We start from the raw sequence: 18,339 nt of genomic DNA on the forward strand, positions 1-18,339 counted from the left end.
GGCGTTCGTTTCTTTTCGGGTCAGCGCGAAGAAGTGGAAACGCGGTAGATCATGACATGCTTGTAGGGCTTGCCGGGATCGACGCGGGTGGAAGGGAAGTTCGGGTGATTCGGCGAATCCGGGAACTTCTGCGGTTCCAGTGCGATGCCGTCGCCCATGCGGTAGAGGTGGCCGTTCTTGCCGATGAAGGTGCCGTCCAGGAAGTTGCCGGCGTAGAACTGCACGCCCGGTTCGGTCGTCAGCAGTTCGAGCACGCGGCCCGAGGCAGGATCTTCGAGGCGGGCGGCCAGTTCGGGAGTCTTGGTCACGCCCTTGTCGAGCGCGAAGTTGTGATCGTAGCCACGGCCCATGACGATCTGCTCGTCCTTGCCGTCGCGGATGCCTTCGCCGACCAGGCGGGCCTTGCGGAAGTCGAACACGGTGCCGGTTACGTCACGCAGTTCGCCGGTGGGGATCAGCTTGTCGTTGACCGGGGTGTAGTGGCCGGCCGGGATCGTCAGCAGGCTCTGCAGGGCGTCGCGCGGACTGCCTTCGCCGGCCATGTTGAAGATGGCGTGATTGGTCATGTTGAGCACGGTCGGCTTGTCGGTGGTCGCTTCGAACACGACTTGCAGGTTGCCCTTCTCGTCAAGCGAGTAGGTCACCCTGGTCTTCACCGTGCCGGGGTAGCCCGAATCGCCGTCGGGGCTGACGAGCGAGAACACCGCCGTCGCCACCGGGCCGGACTTGATCGATTCGACCTTCCAGTTCTGGACGTCGAAGCCCTTGCCGCCGCCGTGCAGCGACTGGCCGTGATCGTTCTGGGGAAGCTGGTAGGTCTTGCCGTCGAGCGTGAACTTGCCGTCGGCGATGCGGTTGCCGTAGCGGCCGATGGTGGCGCCCCAGTAATTCGGGCGCTTTTCATAGCTGGCGACATCGTCATAGCCGAGCAGGATGTCGGCCGACTTACCCTCGCGGTCGGGGGCCATCATCTTCCACAGCGTGGCGCCGTAAGTCAGGATCGTCGCCGAGACGCCGTTGGCGGCCTTGAGCGTGACCGCGCTGACTTGCGTGCCATCGGAAAGTGCGCCCGCCGGAGCCTGCGAGGCATCGGCGGCGAGTGCCGGATTCGAAAGGGAAAGGGCTGCAATGGCCAGGGCTGGGGCGGATATCGCCGTGCTTACAAACGCCTTGCGCAGTTTCCTCATTGCCCTAGCTCCCATATCTTTGTGTAAGTCGATTCTGCATCTTGGTTTCCGACGCGGCCCATTGACGACGCCGTGTCGCGCATATAGTCCGACAAATAGAAAGAGCGCAAGCCGGTTTGCCGCAGGGCACGGCGCGGTTCTCTGGTAAAGAGAGGATAGTCATGCCCCCAGTGGTTTCATCTGGAGATGCCCCGGTGCTTCACGCGCAGCCAGCGGGCGTCCGCTACGGCCCGGCGCTGACGCTGCTTGCCAGCCTGTTTTTCATGTGGGGCTTCATCACCGTCATCAACAACACGCTGCTGCCGCACCTGCGCAGCGTGTTCGACCTGAGCTACACCCAGACGACGCTGATCGAATCGGTGTGGTTCATCGCCTATTTCGTGGCCTCGATTCCCTCGGCGAAGCTGATCGAACGCGTCGGCTACCAGAAGTCGCTGGTCACCGGCCTGCTGATCATGGCCGCCGGCGCGCTGGGCATGATGCTGGCTGCCAGCATCCCGTCCTACGGCATCACGCTGGTCATGCTCTTCGTGATCGCCAGCGGCATCACCCTGCTTCAGGTTGCGGCGAATCCCTATGTCGCCGTCGTCGGCAAGCCCGAGACCGCGTCCTCGCGCCTCAACCTGGTGCAGGCGCTCAACTCGGCCGGCACCATGTTGGCCCCGCTGTTCGGCGCCTACCTGATTCTCGGCCGTTCCAAGAGCGGGACTTCGGCCGCCGGCACGGTCCTGACCGATGCCGAGCGTCTGGCTGACGCCCATTCGGTGATCCTGCCTTACGCGCTGGTCGCGGTGGTGCTGGTCATTCTCGCTGTGGTGATCGCCAAGTTCCCGCTGCCCTCGATGGGTACGGCGAACTCGCGCCTTGCCAAGGAGCAGCGCAAACACCTCTCGCTGTGGAATCACCGCAACCTCGTATTCGGCATTCCCGCGATCTTCATCTACCTGATCGCCGAGATCGGCGTGGCGAATCTCTTCGTGAACTTCGTCAGCCAGCCCGACATCGCCAACCTGACGCATGAACAGGCGGGCAAGTACCTTACCTTCCTGTGGGGCGGCATGATGGTCGGCCGTTTCGCGGGCTCCGCGATCATGCAGCGTTTCGACGCGGGCAAGGTTCTGGCGTTCTTCTCGGTCGGCGCCTTCGCGGTAATGGTCGTGACGATCTTCGCCCATGGCCCGGTTGCGATGTGGTCGCTGATCCTTGTCGGCCTGTTCCACTCGATCATGTTCCCGACCATTTTCACCCTCGGCATCAAGGGTCTTGGCCCGCTGACCGAAGAAGGCTCGGGCCTGCTGGTCATGGCGATCGCCGGCGGCGCGCTGGTGATCGTGCAGGGATGGCTGGCCGACAACTTCGGTCTCCAGAACTCGTTCATCCTGACCGCGGTATGCGAACTCTACGTGCTGTTCTACGCTCTGTGGGGCAGCAAGGTCACGAACGCGGAGCCGGATCTGGTTCCCGAGGTGGCCGAGTAATCCGCGCTATCCAGCGTCAACGAAAAGGCCCCGGCGAGCGATCGCCGGGGCCTTTTCTTTTTTGGATTATGGATGGGCCCGGACTTGGTCCGGGCGCGTTGGCGTCGGGCTTACTTTTTCTCCATGGCGCTGCGCGTGTCCTCCAGTGCCAGATCGACCAGCACGTTCATCGCTTCGGCAGCGGTCGCCGCATCCCCGGCGGCGATCGCGTCATAGACGCGGACGTGATCGGGGATCGGGTTGCGGGGCAGGGCGCGGGCCCGCTGCTTGAACTGGGTGGTCCAGTTCACCGCAGCACCGATCGAGGCGCTGAGCACGAGCAGGGCGTCGTTGCGGGTGGCCTGGAGAATCGCGTTGTGGAAGTCGCGATCCGCCGCCCGGCCGGCCTCGGTGGTCAGGGTGTGCCGCCGCATCGCGGCCAGCGCATCCTTCATCGCCTTGAGGTCGTTCTTGTCCCGGCGCTGCGCGGCAAGCCGCGCGGCGGCAGGCTCCACGATGGCGCGCAGTTCGAAGAGGCTGCGCACGAACTCGATGTCCGGCTCTCCCGCGAAGGCCCAGCCGAGCACTTCGGGATCGAGCAGGTTCCAGCGGTCTCTCGGCAGCACCCGCGTTCCGGCCTTGGGGCGGCTGGCGACCAGGCCCTTGGCGGTGAGGACCTGAATGGCTTCCCGATAGGCGCTGCGCGAGACCTGGAGTTCCTCGGCGAAGGCGACTTCACCAGAAAGAATGTCCCCGGGCGCATATTTGCCGGACAAGATGGCCGTTCCCAGTTTATGGGCGATCGCACCGTGCAGGCGGCGGCCCGGACCCCGAGCCTCGTCGGCCGGCCTTGCACTTTCTTCATCGTTCACGAAATTGGCTTCTGACACTGTTATTGGCACCTCCCGAAGGGAACGTAACAGCCCTTCTCACGCGAAGGAACGACAAACATTGCGTTTCCTGTGCGCTGGGAATATGTCGGAGTAAATAGGGAGACCCCAAATGACCGAATTCCGTTCCATCGTGGCCGAAACCGGTGAGCCGCACGGCGAACCTCTGGCCGTGAACGGCCCCGCCGACGTCGCCGCAGCCTGCGCCGCCGCTGCCGCTGCTTTCGACACTTATCGCGCCACCGATCGTGAAACGCGCGCTGCGTTCCTCGAACGAATCGCCGACGAGATCATCGCCATCGGCGATTCGCTGATCGAAGCCTACATTGCCGAAAGCGGACTGCCCCGTGGTCGCGGCGAGGGCGAGCGTGGCCGTACCGTCGGCCAGCTGCGCCTGTTCGCCGATGTCGTCCGCAAGGGTCAGTGGCAGCAGCTGCGTATCGATCCGGCTCTGCCGGACCGCGCCCCGCTGCCTCGTCCCGACCTGCGCCTGCGCATGATTCCGGTGGGTCCGGTTGCCGTGTTCGGCGCCTCGAACTTCCCGCTCGCCTTCTCGACCGCCGGTGGTGACACCGCTTCGGCGCTCGCCGCCGGTTGCCCGGTCGTGGTAAAGGGTCACCCGGCCCACCCGATCACCGGCAGCCTGATTGCCGCAGCGATCACCAAGGCCGTGAAGGACGCCGGTCTTCCCGAAGGCGTGTTCCAGCACCTCGTCGGCCCGTCGAACGAACTCGGCGCCGCGCTGGTCCAGGATCCGCGCATCATGGCGGTCGGCTTCACCGGCTCGCGCGGTGGCGGCCTTGCCCTCGCCAAGCTGGCGCAGGCCCGCGAAGTGCCGATCCCGGTCTATGCCGAAATGTCGAGCATCAACCCCGTCCTGCTGCTTCCCGAAGCGCTGAAGGCACGCGGTGAAGCACTCGGCACCGCTTTCGTCGGTTCGCTGACGATGGGCGCCGGCCAGTTCTGCACCAACCCCGGCCTGATCCTGGCTGTCGAGGGTGAAGGTCTGGACGCCTTCGTCGCGGCCGCCACCGGCGGTGTTGCCGAAGCCAAGCCGCAGACCATGCTCACCACCGGCATCGCCGCTGCTTATGCCAAGGGCGTCGAAGCGCTTGAAGGCAATGCCGGCGTCGAAACCATCGCCAAGGGCGAAGAAGGCAGCAAGACCACCGGCGGTGCGATCCTGTTCCAGACCACGGCTGCCCAGTTTCTCGCCGACAAGGCGATCGGCCACGAAGTGTTCGGCGCCGCGTCGATCGTCGTGCGCTGCAAGGACGAAGCCGAACTCGCCGGCCTGCTTGAAGGTCTGGAAGGCCAGCTGACCGCCACCCTGCACATGGACGAAGCCGACGAAGCCGCCGCTTCGCGCCTGCTGCCCGTGCTGGAGCGCAAGGTCGGCCGCATCCTCGTCAACGGCTGGCCCACCGGCGTCGAAGTGTGCCACGCGATGGTGCACGGCGGCCCGTTCCCCTCGACCACCGACCCGCGCACCACGTCGGTCGGCAGCATGGCGATCGACCGCTTCCTGCGCCCGGTCAGCTACCAGAACTTCGCTCAGGGCCTGCTTCCGGCAGAACTGCGCGACGCGGCCTTCGGTGACGGCGCTCCCCGCCTGATCGACGGCGCACTTACCCTCTAACCAGTCCACTCAATCCCTGCGGCGCGCTCCCCCAAGAAGGCGCGCCGCAGATAGGGCCAAGAGCCCGGGAGAGATCTCCATGACCTACCTTCGCCTGCTCCAGCATCGCGCGCCTGACGGCGTGCGCTCCGTCATTCTTGCCGAGGGCGATGCCGCCCACTTCCTTCAGGGCGTCACCAGCACCCGCGAACTCGCCCAGCGCGCCATCGCCGAAGGCGTGACGCTGGCCGAAGCCGCCAAGGCTGCCGGACAGGGCGAAGCGGTCGACATCAAGGCCGAATTCGCGGCCGGCAACCTGCTTGCCCCGATCGACCACGAAGATTCCGCTCACCTGCTGATGACCGGCACGGGCCTGACACACCTCGGTTCGGCCGAGGGTCGCAACAAGATGCACCAGGCTGCCGCCTCGGGTGAGCATGTCACCGATTCCATGCGCATGTTCCTTGAGGGCCTTGAAGGCGGCAAGCCCGCCGCGGGCACCGAAGGCCAGCAGCCGGAATGGTTCTACAAGGGCGACGGCCAGTTGCTCGTCGGCCCCGGCGATGCGCTGACCATGCCCGCCTTCGCCAAGGACGGCGGCGAAGAGCCGGAACTGGCGGGCATCTACCTCGTCGGCGAAGACGGCCATGTCTACCGCCTCGGCCTCGCGCTCGCCAACGAGTTCTCGGACCACGTCACCGAGCGTCACAACTACCTGTGGCTTGCGCACTCGAAGCTGCGCCAGGCCGCGCTCGGCCCGGAACTGCTGCTGGGCACCCCGCCGGAGAAGATCGAGGGCACCAGCAAGATCGTGCGCGGCGGCGAGACGATCTGGGAAAAGCCCTTCCTCTCGGGCGAAGGCAACATGTCGCACACCTTTGCGAACCTTGAGCATCACCACTTCAAGTACGACCTGTTCCGCCGTTCGGGCGACGTGCATGTCCACTTCTTCGGCACCGCGACGCTCTCGTTCGCCGACGGCGTGGCCACGCAGGAAGGCGATGTATTCGAGATCGACGCCGCACCCTTCACCCTGCCGGTTTCCAACCCGCTTGCCCGCGCTGCCGCTTCGGGCGAGGCGACGACAACCGTGAAGGCACTCTGAGCCATGGATCCGATCCGTATCGCCATCGTTGGCGTGGGCAAGATCGCCCGCGACCAGCATATCCCCGCGATCGAGGGCAACCCGAACTTCAGCCTCGGTGCCACGGTCAGCCCGCACCATCGCGGCCCTGAAGGCATCCCGCACTTCAGCAGCCTCGAAGACCTGGTCGAGAACGGCCCGGCCATCGACGCGGTGGCGCTCTGCACCCCGCCGCAGGTCCGTTACGACCTCGCCGCGCTGGCGCTGGCCAAGGGCATGCACGTGTTCCTGGAAAAGCCGCCGGGCGCCACGCTGGCCGAAGTGGCGGCGCTGGAAAGCCGTGCCGACAAGGTGGGCGTGACGCTGTTCGCTTCGTGGCACTCGCGCTACGCCGCGGGTGTTGCCCCGGCCCGCGCCTGGCTTGCCGAGCGTACGATCAAGAGCGCCAGGATCGTCTGGCGCGAAGACGTGCGCGTCTGGCATCCGGGTCAGGACTGGATCTGGGAACCGGGCGGCCTTGGCGTGTTCGATCCGGGCATCAATGCCCTCTCGATCGCCACCCACATCATGCCGCGCCCGTTCTTCCTCAAGGAAGCGACGCTCAGCCTGCCGGCCAACCGCGCTGCGCCGATCGCCGCCGATATCGAGTTCCGCGATACCGCCGGAGCCGAAATCCACATGGACCTCGACTGGCGCCAGACCGGCCCGCAGTCGTGGGACATCATCGTCGAGACTGACGCGGGAACGCTGAAGCTCTCGAACGGCGGCGCCGTGCTCACCCTGCCCACCGGCACAGAGCACAACGAAGACCTTGAATATCCGGGTCTTTATTCGCGCTTCGCCAACCTGATCCGTGGCGGCCGCAGCGATGTGGACATCGCGCCGCTGCGCCTCGTGGCCGACGCATTCCTGCGCGGACGCCGCGAGCTCGTCGAAGAATTCCACGACTGATTTCCCAGGGAGGGGACAAGACATGTTGAAGGCGCTTCGCCTGACCACCGCAGCCGTCCTGCTGAGCGCCACCGCGCTCGCAGGCACGGCTCATGCCGATACCGACGGACAGCCCACCACGGCGACCATCGACGCCGACAAGCCCGGCGCGGTCTATCACAAGGAAGTCTTCACCCAGTTTGCCGAGCACCTCGGCACGGGGATCTACGGCGGCCTGTGGGTCGGCAAGAACAGCAAGATTCCGAACACCAACGGTTTCCGCAACGACGTCGTCCGGGCGCTCAAGGACCTCTCGGTCCCCGTGATCCGCTGGCCCGGCGGCTGCTTCGCCGACGAGTACAACTGGCGTGAAGGCATCGGCCCGCAGAACAAGCGTCCGGTCAAGGTCAACACCCACTGGGGCGGCGTGACCGAGCCGAACACCGTGGGCACGCACGAATTCTTCGAACTGCTGCGCCAGGTCGGCGCGGAAGCCTATATCGCCGGAAACGTCGGCGACGGCACGCCGCGCGAAATGGCCGAATGGGTCGAATACATGACCGCACCTGCCGGTTCGCTGGCTGAGCTGCGCGCCAAAAACGGCCACAAGGAGCCCTGGAAGGTCGCCTACTTCGGCGTCGGCAACGAACTTTGGGGTTGCGGCGGGAACATGCGTCCCGAATTCGCGGCCGACGAGACCCGCCGTTATGCCACCTTCGTGAAGGCGCTGCCGGCACCAAGATCCTGAAGGTCGCCGCAGGCGCCAATGTCGACGACTACAACTGGACCGAGACGATGATGCGCGTCGCGGCCCCGCAGCTCGACGGCGTTTCGCTGCATTACTACGTCCACCCCGCCGGTGGCTGGCGCCGCGTGCGCCCGCCGTCGATTTCGACGAACATGGCTGGGCCGATGCGCTGAACGGCGCGCGCCACATGGACGAGCTGATCACCAGGCACTCGGCGATCATGGACAAGTACGACCCCGAGAAGCGGGTCTTCCTGGCCGTGGACGAATGGGGTTCGTGGTACGCCCAGGATCCGGGCACGCATCCGGGCTTCCTGCGCCAGCAGAACACCCTGCGTGACGCGCTGATCGCCTCGGTACATCTCGATATCTTCGCCAAGCATGCCGACCGCGTGCGCATGACCGCCATCGCCCAGATGGTGAACGTGCTCCAGGCGATGATCTTCACCGAAGACAACAAGATGGTGCTCACGCCCACCTACCACGTCTTCGAGATGTACAAGCCGTGGCAGGATGCCACCGTGCTGCCGATCCAGATCAAGTCGCCCTGGTATCACAAGGACGAGTTCTCGATGCCTGCCGTCAGCGGCTCGGCAGTGAAGGGCAACGACGGCAAGATCCATGTCGGCCTGTCGAACCTCGATCCGAACCAGTCCAACACGGTGACGATCAAGCTCGGCGGCGTCAGCGCTTCGGCGGTCACGGGCCGTATCCTGACGGCACCCGCGATCAACGCGCACAACACCTTCGACGCACCGAATGCGGTGAAGCCCGAGGCCTTCTCCGGCGCCACCGTGCAGGGCGGCAACCTTGTCGTCACCCTGCCGGCCAAGTCGGTCGTGGTGCTCGAACTGCAATGAGCGTGAACCACGTCCCCGCCGCTCCTTATGTCTTGGGAGATTGGGGCACCACCCGGCTGCGGCTGTTCCGCCTCGACGGCGAGGACGTGGTCGCCCGGCTCAGCGGGCCGGGCGCGCTTGAAGGTCACGCCGAAGCGGCGCTGGCCGAAAGGCTGGAAAGCTGGAAGGCCGAAGGGCCGCTGTCCGAAGTCGTGCTTTGCGGCATGGCCGGTGCTCCGGGTGCGCTCGTCGCGGCAGGCTATGCGGCCTGCCCGGCGGACGCGGCCAAGTGGCTGTCCTCACGCACGCGGCTCGAAGTCGCCGGCATTCCGGTTTCGGTGCTGCCGGGGCTGAGCTGCCATGCGGACGGCGTGCCGGAAGTGATGCGGGGCGAGGAGGCGCAAGTCTTCGGCGCCCTCGCGCTTCACCCGGACCTTGCGGAGGGCGAACATCTCATCGCGCTGCCGGGGACACACTGCAAGTGGGTCGCGGTCAGGGATGGCACGATCACCATGTTCCGCACTCACCCGACCGGCGAGCTTTTCGCGCTGCTGGCCGGACAGTCGACGCTGACCGGACCCGATACGCCGGGCGAGGGCACTGTCGACGAAGGCTTCGCACGCGGTCTCGAACGCTGCGGCGAGCCGCTGACCGGCGCGCTGTTCGAAGCGCGGGGTGCACGAATGCTGGACGGCCGGTCGAAGGACTGGTCGCGCGGTTATATCTCGGGGCTGCTCATCGGCGGCGAAGTGGCAGCCCGTGTCACGCCGGGCGCTTCGGTGGTCCTGATAGGCGACCCGGCGCTGTCGGCGCTCTATGACCGTGCGCTGGAAGGACTCGGCTGCACCGCCCGCCGTATCGACGGCGACGCGGCGGTCCTTGCCGGTCTGCGTATCGCAAAGGAATTGAAAGCATGAAGATCGAACAGGTTCTGGCAGAAGGCGCTGCCCCGGTCGTCGCGATCCTGCGCGGCATCCAGACTCACGAAGCGGTCGAGATCGGCACGGCGCTGGTCGAGGCCGGCGTGCGGATCATCGAAGTGCCGTTCAACTCGCCCGATCCCGCCGGCTCCATCGGCGCCATGGTCGAGGCTCTGGGAGACCGCGCCGCGATCGGCGGCGGCACCGTGATCGGCACCGATCTGGCGGAGACGCTGGCGGGTGTCGGCGGTACCTTCATGGTTTCGCCCAATGTCGATCCGGCGGTCATCAGGCGCTCGATCGAACTCGGCATGGACGTGCTCCCCGGCTTCCTCACCCCGACCGAGGCATTCGCCGCCGTGGCGGCAGGCGCCAATGACCTCAAGCTGTTCCCCGGCTCGGTGCTGGGCAGCAGCTACATCAAGGCGATCCGCGAAGTCCTGCCCAAGACCAGCCGCGTCTGGGCGGTGGGCGGTGTGGGCGCGGCCAATGTCGCGGAATACCGCGCAGCGGGCGTCTTCGGCATCGGCGTGGGCGGCAGCCTCTACAAGCCCGGCTTCGATGCCGCGACGGTTGGCGCAAAGGCCGCCGAGATCGTCGCCGCATGGAACGCCTGCGCGGCATAACAAAGCAAGTTCGGAGAGAGTACGTGTTCAGGAAATTCCTCGCTGCCGCCAGCCTTGCCGTGCTGGCCGCCTCCGGTGCGGCCGATGCGCAAGTGCGGGTCGGCGAGAAGGGGGCGGGCACGCTCAATTCCCGGTTGAGCGGCGACCTCACGGTGCACGATCCGGTCATCATCCGGGAAGGAGATACCTACTACGTCTTCAGCACAGTGGGCCGCTATGTCGGCATCAAGACCTCGAAGGACCTGAAGGTCTGGAAGGATGCCGGTTCGGTCTTCGCCGAGATTCCGGCATGGGCCAGGCAGGCGATCCCCGGCACCGAAGGCATCTGGGCGCCCGACATCTCCTACGTGAACGGCGAATACCGGCTCTATTACTCGGTCTCGACGTTCGGCTCCAACCGTTCCGCCATCGGCCTGGCGACGAGCAAGACGCTTGACCCCAAGGCCAAGGGTTATGGCTGGAAGGACCAGGGCCTCGTCGTCATGTCGACGCATGAGGACGACTTCAACGCCATCGACCCCAACTTCGTCGAGGATGCGCAGGGCCGCCAGTGGCTCTCGCTCGGAAGTTTCTGGACGGGCCTGAAGCTGTTCCCGCTCGACGCGAAGACCGGCAAGGTCGCCCCCGGCACCGAGCCCTATTCGATCGCCCGCCGCCTCGCTCCTGCAGGTGGCCCGGCCCCGGTCGAGGCGCCTTTCATCATCCCGCACGGCGGCTTCTACTATCTGCTCGCCAGCTATGACTATTGCTGCAAGGGCGTGAACAGCACCTACTACACCGTGGTCGGACGCTCGAAGAAGATCACCGGGCCCTACCTCGGCAAGGACGGCAGTTCGATGATGGAAGGTCGCGGCACGATCTTCCTGCGCGCCGACCTGGAAGAGCAGCAGCGCTTCCGCGGCCCCGGCCATGCCGGCGCCTTCACCGACAAGGACGGCACCACTTACGTCGTCTACCATGCTTACGACAAGCAGGCGAACGGAGCGCCCACGCTGCGCATCGCGCCGATCCGCTGGGACGCGGACGGCTGGCCTGTCGCCGAATACTGATCCCACCTGACGGCACCCCGGTCCCCCGACCGGGGTGTCCTTTTTCCCATCGCCGGATCAAATCGGACCGGCGCCACGAAACAAGCATCTCGGAGAGGATGACATGAACTTTTCCCTTTCGCGCCGCGCTTTTGCCGCCAGTGCCGCCCTGCTTCCCATCGCCTGCAACCGTGCAGCCGATGCCACTCTCGGTGGTGACGACAAGGCTGCCGTCGCCGATCCGCTCAAGGGCCCGATCAATCCGCTGGTGAAGAACCGCGCCGATTCGCAGGTCTTCCGCCACGAGGACGGCAACTACTACCTCACCGGCTCGGTCCCCGAATACGATCGCCTGATCCTGCGTCGCTCGAAGACGCTGGCCGGTCTCGCCACCGCCGAGGAGCGCGTGCTCTGGCGTCATGAGAAGACCGGCCCGATGTCCGGCTTCCTCTGGGCGCCCGAACTGCACCTCATCGACGGCAAGTGGGTCATGTACTTCGCAGCCGGCCCCAGCGGCGGCGGCGAGGACGTGTTCCGCATCCGCACTTACGCCATCGTTTGCGACGGCTCCGACCCGATGACCGGCAAGTGGTCGGTCCTTGGCGAATTCAAGATGCCGTGGGACAGCTTCAACCTCGATTCCACGAGCTTCGTCCACAAGGGCCAGCGCTATTTCGCATGGGCCCAGCGCGAGGAAGGGATCGACACCAATTCGAACCTCTACATCGCGCCGATGAAGGACGCGCTGACGCTTTCGGCCGATCCCGTCCGCCTTACGGTGCCGACGCTCGACTGGGAAACCCGCGCCTACAAGGTGGCAGAGGCCCCGGCGGTGCTGGCAAAGAACGGCCGCCTGTTCATGACCTACTCGGCCAGCGGCACCGGCGCCGTCTATTGCCTCGGCATGCTGACGATCGACGAGAACGCCAACCTCATGGACCCCAAGGCATGGACCAAGTCGCAGAAGCCGGTCTTCGCGACTTGCGTGGAAACCTCTGTCTACGGCCCCGGCCACAACAGCTTCACGGTGGACGAGAACGGCAACGACATCCTCGTCTACCACGGCCGCGACTACGAGAAGATCGAAGGCGACCCGCTGCTCAACCCGGATCGCCACACCCGCGTCCAGCGCATCTATTACGATGACAAGGGCGCGCCGGACTTCGGCGTTCCGGTCGGCAACGGCGCGCTGCCCGAGCGCTTCACCCCGGCTGTGAACCGCGAGGTGATGCTGGGTCATGACGGTACGAAGCTGACCCTCGCCAAGGGTACGCCGCTGCCCCGGACCCAGTTCCGCGAGATCGCCGGCGCTGACGGCGCGGTGCAGCTTTCGCCGATCCTCCTGCGGGACAAGGGGCTTGCGGTGGGCAAGGACGGCGTGGCTGCGCTGACCGCGCTCGGCACTGCCGACCTGTTCCTGCGCGAGGCCGGCGAAGTGCAGGGCACCGTGCGCTTCGTTTCCAAGTCCGACTCGTCGAAGGCGCTCGCGTTCTCCGGCGATGCGGTGAAGTTGGCGGACAAGGGCGATCCGGCGACCAGCTGGCTCGTCGGCTGACAGCAACAACTCAGACAAGACCGCCCGGAATCCTCGTGTTCCGGGCGGAATTGCGGCGAATCTGCCACACTCCACGTCCCTTTTTGATAGCGCTCCCCCTTTTATCCTTGCATCGCATTAGTCAGACTAATAATTAGTCCGAGTAATTCGAAGGGGCATGGTATGGGCCAGCCCCAATGGGAGGGTTGATCCATGGCGCTCAAGCCATTTGCATTCTGCACCGCATCCGTCTTCGCCCTGAGCCTCGCCACCGTGGCTCACGCGCAGGATGCCGCTCCGCAGGCCGCCGACGCCGCTGAACCGACTGCCGAGGACATCATCGTCACCGGCGTGCGCGCCTCGATCGTGGGCGCCATCAACAGCCGCAAGGAAAACATCCAGATCGTCGATTCGATCGTGGCTGAAGACGTCGGCAAGCTGCCTGACAACAACGTGATCGAAGCGCTCCAGCGCGTCACCGGCATCCAGGTCACCGACCGTGCCGGCGGCGAGACCGGGACCATCACGATCCGTGGCCTGTCCGATCCTGTCACCACCTGGAACGGCCGCAACATCTTCACCGCGGCCGGCACCTCGTTCGCGCTGCAGGACATCTCGTCGAACCTCGTCCGCAAGATCGACGTCTACAAGACCCGCTCGGCAGACCAGCTCGAATTCGGCCTCGCCGGCCAGATCGACGTCGCCACGCGCCGTCCGTTCGACTTCGACGGTTTCACCATTTCCGGCCTTGCGCGCGGTGTCTACAGCGAGCTGGCGGACAAGGTGAACCCGAACGTCGCGCTGCTCGTCAGCGATCGCTGGGAAACCGGCATCGGCGACATCGGCTTCCTCATCAACGGCAGCTATACGCGTTCGAAGTATCGCAACATGAACGTGCAGGCCGGCGCCCTGGTGCCGTTCGCCACCGAAAACCCGCCTTCGGACACCTGGCTGACGCCGCTGCAGCGCATTTTCCCCAACACCGACCCGGCGAACCCCTACTGGAAGCCGGGCCTCAACGCGGGTCTGCCGACCACGCCGGGTTCGACCCTCAACATCGACGGCGTAGAGGTACCTTACTACCTCTCGCGCGATGCGGTCATCAGCTCGGATCTTTACGGCAAGCGTGAGCGTCCCTCGATCAACGCCGCCCTGCAGTGGGCGCCGAACGACCGTTCGACCTACACCGCCGAGTTCTACTACACCGGCTTCCGCGGCAGCACCTTCAACTCGATGCTGTTCAGCTTTGCCGACTGGTGGGGCGATCTGGGTGATGATCCGGGTTCGACCTTCGAACTCTATGACGGCACCAACGTCATCAAGTCGCGCAAGATCGGCGGCGTTTCGGGCTTCAACAGCGCGGACTACTCCACGAACAAGACCGACAGCTATGTCTACGCTCTGAACGCGGACTGGGACGTGGGCGATCGCGGCAAGATCACCGCCGACCTCGCCTACCAGGACAGCAAGAACGAAACCTCGTTCTTCGCCGTGCGCACCAACCGCGCGCCGCTGGACATCGACGTCGACTTCAACGCCGGCGGCGGTATCCCGTCGTACAGCTTCGGCACGCCGGGAGTCCTGACCGACGCAACCCAGTGGACCGTCGGCGACCTGTTCGACAACGGCAACCGGAGCACCGGCAAGGCTTTGACCTTCCAGCTCGACGGCTACTACGAATGGGACGAAGGCTTCCTGCGCCGGATCAAGGCGGGCTTCCGCTACGACGATCGCAAGGCCAGCACCTTCATTCGCGAACAGAGCGCGGGCGCCCTGGGCGGCACGCTGGCCTCGCTGGGTGACGGTTACAGCTTCACCAACAGCGGCTTCTTCGATGGCCGCGCCGACGTTCCGACCAGCTGGGTGCTGGCAAACGGCCCGGCGCTGTACAAGAACGCCGACGCCATCCGCACGCTCTACCAGGCGGCCAACCCGAACCTGCTGCTGTCCGATCAGCTTTCGTTCGGCCGCGTGTTCGACATCAACGAAGTCACCCTGGCGGCCTACCTCCTGGCTGACGGTCAGGTCGAAATCTTCGGCCGTCCGCTGATGCTCGAAGGCGGCGTGCGCATGGTCACGATCGATACCGATTACGACTACTTCGATCGTTACAACGACTATGCCCGCACCGGCGTTTCGACCGGTCAGATGAAGTTCCTGCCGAGCTTCACCGCACGTTACGAGATCACGCCGAACCTGCGCGTGCGCTTCAACTACGGTGAAACCCTGCGTCGTCCGGCGTTCGGCGACCTCAACCCGAACGTTTCGCTCACCGGCGACCTTTCGGGTCTGGGCTTCGGTACGGGCAGCGCCGGCAACGCCGGCCTGAAGGCGACGACGTCGAAGAACTTCGACCTTGCGCTGGAATGGTACTTCGAGCGCAACAGCGCAATCTACGTCACCGGTTTCCGCCGCGAAATCAGTGGTCTCGTCGTTCCGCTCACCACGCTCGAGTATATCCCGAACAACGGCATCGAGGGCAGCACCGCCACCGACTACTTCCAGGTTACCCGTCCGACCAACGCGTCCGACGGCGTGCTGAAGGGCGTGGAACTGGGCCTGACCTACTTCCCGACCTACCTGCCGAGCGTGCTCGACGGCCTGGGCTTCCAGGGCAGCGCCACGATCCTCGACTCTTCGCAGACGATCCCGGAAACCGACGACGAGGGCAACACCGTCCTCACCAAGTCGGCGTTCTTCGCGGTGTCGAAGTTCTCGTACAACGCCACGCTGGCTTACGAGCGCGGTCCGATCGGTGCACGTCTCTCCTACGTGTGGCGCAAGGGCTTCCTCCAGCGCAACGAGGCGCGTGCCTTCGCCAACCCGATCGGCTTCTGGCGCAAGCCCGAGAAGAGCCTGGACTTCCAGCTCACCTTCGCCGTGACCGACGACATCGGCCTGACCTTCGACGCGGTGAACATCACCAAGGCGAAGCAGCAGGACTACTACAAGTTCGAGGATGCCGGTGGCCCGGTCACCATGAACGCGAATACCCTGCTGATCGACCGCACGTTCGCGGCGGGCGTTCGCTTCAAGTTCTAACCTGACAAGGCGCCGCGACACACGCCATTCCGTGTCGCGGCCCGCCATAGGCGGCTGTTCTTCCGGGCTCCTCTCCCAACACAGGCCCGGCAGGACGGCCGCCTTTATTTTTCCTGCTATTGCTGACGCTCGCCAGACCATGAAGGGGTAACGATGCGCGGAAACATCCGGACGATCCTCGCCACCGCGGCGCTTCTTGCGAGCGGGGCCAGCCTGCCGCCTGCCGCATCCTCCCAAGAATCCGCGTCTTCCAGGACCTCCGCTTCTTCTGGTGTCGGCCGGGCTGTTCCGAAGCTCGATACCGCCGCCATCGCCAAGGCTCGCTTCGGCAACGACGCCGCCTGGTACGAACAGCGCATTCCTTTCTTCGAGAGCGCCGATCCGAAGATCGATGCGGTCTACTACTACCGCTGGGGCCTGTTCCGCGCGCACCAGCGCGACCTTGGCGTGCAGGGCTACGTCACCACCGAATTCGCCGACGACGTGGACTGGCAGCGCGAGCCTTTCGCCAGTCTCAACGACGCCAGCGGTTTCCACATCGCCGAAGGGCGCTGGCTGAACGACCGCCGCTTCACCGACGATTACGTCAACTTCATGTACGAGGGCGGCAACGACCGTCACTTCACCGACCACATGGCCGACTCGGTCTGGGGCCGCTACCTTGTTGACGGCGACCGCGAGGCGGTGCTCGCGCACCTCAAGACGATGCGCCACATCTACCGGCTGTGGGACGAGAAGTTCGACTTCACCAAGGGGCTCTACTTCGTGGAGCCGCTGCTCGATGCCACCGAATACACCGTGTCCTCGATCGACGCCTCGGGCGGCAAGGACGGGTTCCGGGGCGGCGATTCCTTCCGGCCCTCGGTCAACAGCTATATGTTCGCCAATGCCCGTGCCCTTTCGCGCATGGCGGCGCTGGCGGGCGACACGGCTATGGCCAAGGAATACGCGGGCCGTGCCGAGGCCTTGCGCACGCGCGTTCTCGAAGACCTGTGGAGCCCGAAACTCGGCCATTTCGTGGACCGCTACCAGGTCTCGAACGAGCATGTGAAATACTGGGACCAGATCCGCAATCGCGAGTTGGTGGGCTACCTGCCGTGGATGTTCGATCTCGTGCCGGACGAGGCGAACTATTCGGCTGCCTGGGGCCATCTGCTCGATCCCGCCTCGCTGGCGGGCAAGGCGGGGATGCGCACCGTCGAGCAGAACTACGAATATTACATGCGCCAGTATCGCTATCTGGGCACCGCGCCCGAGTGTCAGTGGAACGGGCCGATCTGGCCCTACCAGACCACGCAGGTACTGACCGGCATGGCCAACCTGCTCGATCACTATGGCCAGACGGGTCCGGTGACGCGCAGCGACTACATGCGCCTGCTGCGCCAGTACACCCAGCTTCACTACCAGGGTGAGGGCAGGAACGCGCGGCTCGACCTGGAAGAGGATTACCACCCGGAGACCGGCAAGCCGATCGTCGGGCTGGACCGCAGCCATCACTATTTCCATTCCGGCTATCTCGACCTGATCCTGACCGGCCTTGTCGGCATCCGCCCGCGCGCGGACGACGTGCTGGAGGTCAACCCGCTGCTTCCGGCCGCCGGTGACCCGCAGGCGCTGGGCTGGTTCCACATCGAGCGCGTGCCTTATCACGGTCACGAGGTCTCGGTGACATGGGATGCGGACGGCAAGCATTATGGCCGCAAGGGGCTGACCATCGCGGTGGACGGCGCCGAAGTCGCTCACCGTGACGATCCGGCCCGGATCGAGGTGCCGCTTGCGCGCAAGGCCAATGCCCCGATCGTGCGGGAGGAGAACCTTGCGGTGCAACTCGTACGGGGCAACTTCCCCAAGGCCAGCGCGTCCTCCGGCACAGAGGCGGAGAACCTGCACGACGGTATCGACGGCCGCGCCTGGTTCTATCCGGAACTGCCGAACGGCTGGGATTCGGCGAAGTCTTCCGCGCCGCAGTGGTACGCGGTCGACTTCGGCAAGACGGTCACGCTCGGCCGTGCGGAGCTGGCGTTCTTCGCCGATGGTGCGAAGTTCGCGGCGCCGCGCCGGGTCTCGGTCGAGGTCTGGCGCGATGGCGGCTGGCAGCAGGTGGCCGCGCCCAAGGCCGTCCCGCTTGCCAATGGCGTAACCGAGCTGCGCTGGCCCGCCGTTACGGGCGAACGCATTCGCGTGACGATGGTGCCGGCAGCCGGCCGCGCCATCCGCCTTTCCGAACTCAAGGCCTTCGCCCGCTGAACCTGTCCGCCGGCCGGAGCGGTTGTTTTCGCTTCGCGGCAGGACGTTTCTCCGGCGCCCGCGTCGTGCGCGGGAATTCGGCCACGCCGCTAGGGTCAGGACCCATTAATCACGCCTGCGAGGTTTGAATCAAAATGGCTCAGAGCGAGGAAGGAAGGCGTAGTAATATGTCTATATTTCAAGCCTTTCT

General features: G+C 65.3%; 12 protein-coding genes and 1 pseudogene. 11 read left to right on the forward strand and 2 right to left on the reverse strand.

Annotation, left to right across the window (positions count from 1 at the left end; genetic code table 11):
- Positions 1–20 precede the first annotated feature (20 nt).
- Positions 21–1,187, reverse strand: coding sequence for an aldose epimerase family protein (locus ADT71_RS11670; protein WP_054436993.1), 1,167 nt, complete (start codon positions 1,185–1,187; stop codon positions 21–23).
- Positions 1,188–1,348: 161 nt separating this feature from the next.
- Between ADT71_RS11670 and ADT71_RS11675 the strand changes: the two genes are divergently transcribed.
- The gene (locus tag ADT71_RS11675) at positions 1,349–2,665 is read left to right on the forward strand and encodes a sugar MFS transporter (RefSeq protein ID WP_054436994.1); all 1,317 of its coding nucleotides are present in this window, start codon (positions 1,349–1,351) and stop codon (positions 2,663–2,665) included.
- Positions 2,666–2,775: 110 nt separating this feature from the next.
- On the opposite strand, the gene ADT71_RS11680 is transcribed toward ADT71_RS11675, so the two are convergent.
- Positions 2,776–3,516 (reverse strand): FadR/GntR family transcriptional regulator, encoded by a 741-nt coding sequence (locus tag ADT71_RS11680; RefSeq protein ID WP_054437029.1) that lies wholly within the window; start codon positions 3,514–3,516, stop codon positions 2,776–2,778.
- Between the two features lie 130 nt (positions 3,517–3,646).
- On the opposite strand from ADT71_RS11680, the gene ADT71_RS11685 reads away from it, so the two are divergent.
- The 10 genes and pseudogenes from ADT71_RS11685 to ADT71_RS11730 all read left to right on the forward strand — a co-directional run bounded on the left by ADT71_RS11685 (position 3,647) and on the right by ADT71_RS11730 (position 18,149).
- Positions 3,647–5,173 carry an aldehyde dehydrogenase (NADP(+)) gene (locus ADT71_RS11685; RefSeq protein WP_054436996.1) on the forward strand — a complete coding sequence of 509 codons (1,527 nt, stop codon included), beginning with the start codon at positions 3,647–3,649 and terminating at the stop codon, positions 5,171–5,173.
- A gap of 79 nt (positions 5,174–5,252) precedes the next feature.
- Positions 5,253–6,257: an AraD1 family protein gene (araD1, locus tag ADT71_RS11690; RefSeq protein WP_054436998.1), complete on the forward strand. Its 1,005-nt coding sequence runs from the start codon at positions 5,253–5,255 to the stop codon at positions 6,255–6,257.
- 3 nt (positions 6,258–6,260) lie between these two features.
- Entirely contained in the window at positions 6,261–7,187 is a 927-nt protein-coding gene (locus ADT71_RS11695) for a Gfo/Idh/MocA family protein (RefSeq protein ID WP_054437001.1), read from the forward strand.
- Positions 7,188–7,209: 22 nt separating this feature from the next.
- Positions 7,210–8,773: pseudogene (locus ADT71_RS11700) on the forward strand (alpha-N-arabinofuranosidase).
- Positions 8,770–9,669 carry a 2-dehydro-3-deoxygalactonokinase gene (locus ADT71_RS11705; protein ID WP_054437002.1) on the forward strand — a complete coding sequence of 300 codons (900 nt, stop codon included), beginning with the start codon at positions 8,770–8,772 and terminating at the stop codon, positions 9,667–9,669. The pseudogene ADT71_RS11700 and the gene ADT71_RS11705 overlap by 4 nt, the downstream one beginning before the upstream one ends.
- Positions 9,666–10,298 (forward strand): 2-dehydro-3-deoxy-6-phosphogalactonate aldolase, encoded by a 633-nt coding sequence (locus tag ADT71_RS11710; protein WP_054437004.1) that lies wholly within the window; start codon positions 9,666–9,668, stop codon positions 10,296–10,298. The genes ADT71_RS11705 and ADT71_RS11710 overlap by 4 nt, the downstream gene beginning before the upstream one ends.
- Before the next feature lie 23 nt (positions 10,299–10,321).
- The gene (locus ADT71_RS11715; protein WP_369818236.1) at positions 10,322–11,347 is read left to right on the forward strand and encodes an arabinan endo-1,5-alpha-L-arabinosidase; all 1,026 of its coding nucleotides are present in this window, start codon (positions 10,322–10,324) and stop codon (positions 11,345–11,347) included.
- A 103-nt stretch (positions 11,348–11,450) separates the two neighbouring features.
- Positions 11,451–12,881, forward strand: coding sequence for a family 43 glycosylhydrolase (locus tag ADT71_RS11720; RefSeq protein WP_054437006.1), 1,431 nt, complete (start codon positions 11,451–11,453; stop codon positions 12,879–12,881).
- Between the two features lie 192 nt (positions 12,882–13,073).
- A complete protein-coding gene (locus tag ADT71_RS11725; protein WP_054437007.1) occupies positions 13,074–15,902 on the forward strand; it encodes a TonB-dependent receptor in 2,829 nt (942 codons plus the stop codon).
- Between the two features lie 153 nt (positions 15,903–16,055).
- Entirely contained in the window at positions 16,056–18,149 is a 2,094-nt protein-coding gene (locus ADT71_RS11730; protein ID WP_054437009.1) for a discoidin domain-containing protein, read from the forward strand.
- Positions 18,150–18,339: the final 190 nt, after the last annotated feature.

This window comes from Novosphingobium sp. ST904 (assembly GCF_001298105.1).
Classification (GTDB): Bacteria; Pseudomonadota; Alphaproteobacteria; order Sphingomonadales; family Sphingomonadaceae; genus Novosphingobium.

What these genes read in the sequence shown, in the direction of transcription:
- ADT71_RS11675 (WP_054436994.1), top strand. Translation starts at nt 1,349, where the DNA reads ATGCCCCCAGTGGTTTCATCTGGAGATGCCCCGGTGCTTCACGCGCAG.
- ADT71_RS11695 (WP_054437001.1), top strand. Translation starts at nt 6,261, where the DNA reads ATGGATCCGATCCGTATCGCCATCGTTGGCGTGGGCAAGATCGCCCGC.
- ADT71_RS11725 (WP_054437007.1), top strand. Translation starts at nt 13,074, where the DNA reads ATGGCGCTCAAGCCATTTGCATTCTGCACCGCATCCGTCTTCGCCCTG.
- ADT71_RS11720 (WP_054437006.1), top strand. Translation starts at nt 11,451, where the DNA reads ATGAACTTTTCCCTTTCGCGCCGCGCTTTTGCCGCCAGTGCCGCCCTG.
- ADT71_RS11685 (WP_054436996.1), top strand. Translation starts at nt 3,647, where the DNA reads ATGACCGAATTCCGTTCCATCGTGGCCGAAACCGGTGAGCCGCACGGC.
- ADT71_RS11710 (WP_054437004.1), top strand. Translation starts at nt 9,666, where the DNA reads ATGAAGATCGAACAGGTTCTGGCAGAAGGCGCTGCCCCGGTCGTCGCG.
- ADT71_RS11670 (WP_054436993.1), bottom strand. Translation starts at nt 1,187, where the DNA reads ATGAGGAAACTGCGCAAGGCGTTTGTAAGCACGGCGATATCCGCCCCA.
- ADT71_RS11705 (WP_054437002.1), top strand. Translation starts at nt 8,770, where the DNA reads ATGAGCGTGAACCACGTCCCCGCCGCTCCTTATGTCTTGGGAGATTGG.
- araD1 (WP_054436998.1), top strand. Translation starts at nt 5,253, where the DNA reads ATGACCTACCTTCGCCTGCTCCAGCATCGCGCGCCTGACGGCGTGCGC.
- ADT71_RS11730 (WP_054437009.1), top strand. Translation starts at nt 16,056, where the DNA reads ATGCGCGGAAACATCCGGACGATCCTCGCCACCGCGGCGCTTCTTGCG.